We start from the raw sequence: 1,689 nt of genomic DNA, 5'->3' as shown, positions 1-1,689 counted from the left end.
AAGTTCCCCTCCCCGGCCCGGGCGTGACGCTTCCCTGCGCTTGAAAATTAAAAGGGCTTTCCTCTCTACAGTTCGTCGCGGAATTGCATGGAGTGTAGGCGGGCGTACTGGCCGCCGGCGGCGAGGAGTTCGCTGTGGCTGCCGACTTCCAGAATTCGGCCTTCTCCCATCACCACAATCCGGTCCGCCCGTTCGATGGTGGACAGGCGGTGCGCTACCACGAACGTGGTGCGGTTTTTCATCACCTGCTCCAGCGCCGCCTGAATATGACGCTCTGACTCCGTATCCAGGGCCGAGGTGGCCTCATCCAGAATCAGGATGGGGGCGTCTTTGAGAATGGCGCGGGCGATGGCCAAACGCTGACGCTGCCCGCCGGACAGACGTGCGCCGCTCTCACCGATCAGAGTGTCGTAGCCCTGGGGTAACTGCTCGATAAACTCGTGCGCATGAGCCGCTTTGGCCGCTTCGCGCACTTTCTCCGGGTCCGTGGCCGCCAGCGCGCCGTAAGCGATGTTGCCCGATACCGAATCATTGAACAGCACCACGTTCTGATTGACCAACGCCACCTGCTCGCGCAGGTTATCCAACCGGTAGTCTTCCAACGGGTGGCCGTCCAGCAGAATGCGGCCTTCACCCGGATCGTAAAAACGGGTCAGCAGGCTCACCAGGGTGGATTTGCCGCTGCCGGAGCGTCCCACCAGGGCAATGACTTCGCCCGGTTTCACATCCAGATCAATGTGTTGTAAAACCCAGTCGTCACTGCTGTCGTAACGGAAGCTGACGTCCTCAAAACGCACCTCGCCCTGGGCTCGCTTGACCGTGCGATCACCGGTATCTTTTTCCGTCGGTTCATCCAACAACTGAAAAATACTGTCCGCCGCCGCGACGCCTTTCTGAATGGTGGGAACGACTTCACTCAGTTGGCGTAGCGGTTTCAACACCAGGCCCGCGGCCGTGAAATAGGCAATAAAAGCACCCGGATCATTGATCTCCATCACCGTCAGGGCGACATAGAGCATCAGCCCCATTGAGAGCGCGACCAACATTTGCATAATCGGGGTATTGAGAGAAGAGGTGAACACGATTTTCATGTTTTGCAGATAGTTGCGCCAGCTGGCCTGATTGAAGCGACGCTTTTCATACTCTTCGCCGCCAAAGCTGCGCATGACCCGATAGCCATGGATCATCTCGGAAGACACCTGGGTAATGTCCCCCATACTGTGCTGCACCTTGGCACTCAAACGACGCAGGCGCTTACCGACATACCCGACAATGCCTGCAATCAACGGCGCCACCAGAAGCAATAGCAATGTCAGCTTCCAGTCTTTGTAAAGCAGGAAGCTCATCAGCGCGAGTACGGTAGCGCCTTCGCGAATCAGTATTTTCAGGGCATCGGTTGCCGCCGTCGTCACCCCATTGACGTTATAGGTGATCACCGACATCAGGTGCCCGGAACTGTGCCGATCAAAGTACTGACCGGGAAGCAGGGCCATATGATCAAACAGACTGACCCGCAGTTTGTGCACGATGCGAAAGGCCAACTGCGAAATGAAATAATTCCCGAGAAAAGCCCCGACACTGCGAAAGAAAACAATGCCCACAATAATGAGCGAGGGCATATAGGCCGGACCGCGCCCACCGGATGCGGGGGCGGAAGCGTCGGCTGACGCCTGGCCACTGACCAAGGGG

1 protein-coding gene is annotated in these 1,689 nt (G+C 57.7%); it reads right to left on the bottom strand.

The window, feature by feature from the left end:
* Positions 1-65: 65 nt before the first annotated feature.
* Positions 66-1,689 (bottom strand): lipid A export permease/ATP-binding protein MsbA (msbA, locus tag B3520_RS03700; protein ID WP_286875439.1); only part of this gene is annotated, 1,624 nt, incomplete at its 5' end.

This window comes from Marinimicrobium sp. UBA4509 (genome assembly GCF_002388575.1).
Taxonomy (GTDB): Bacteria; Pseudomonadota; Gammaproteobacteria; order Pseudomonadales; family Cellvibrionaceae; genus Marinimicrobium; species Marinimicrobium koreense.
The sequence above is the reverse complement of the archived record's forward strand: the minus strand, read 5'-3'. Positions and strand labels throughout refer to the sequence as shown.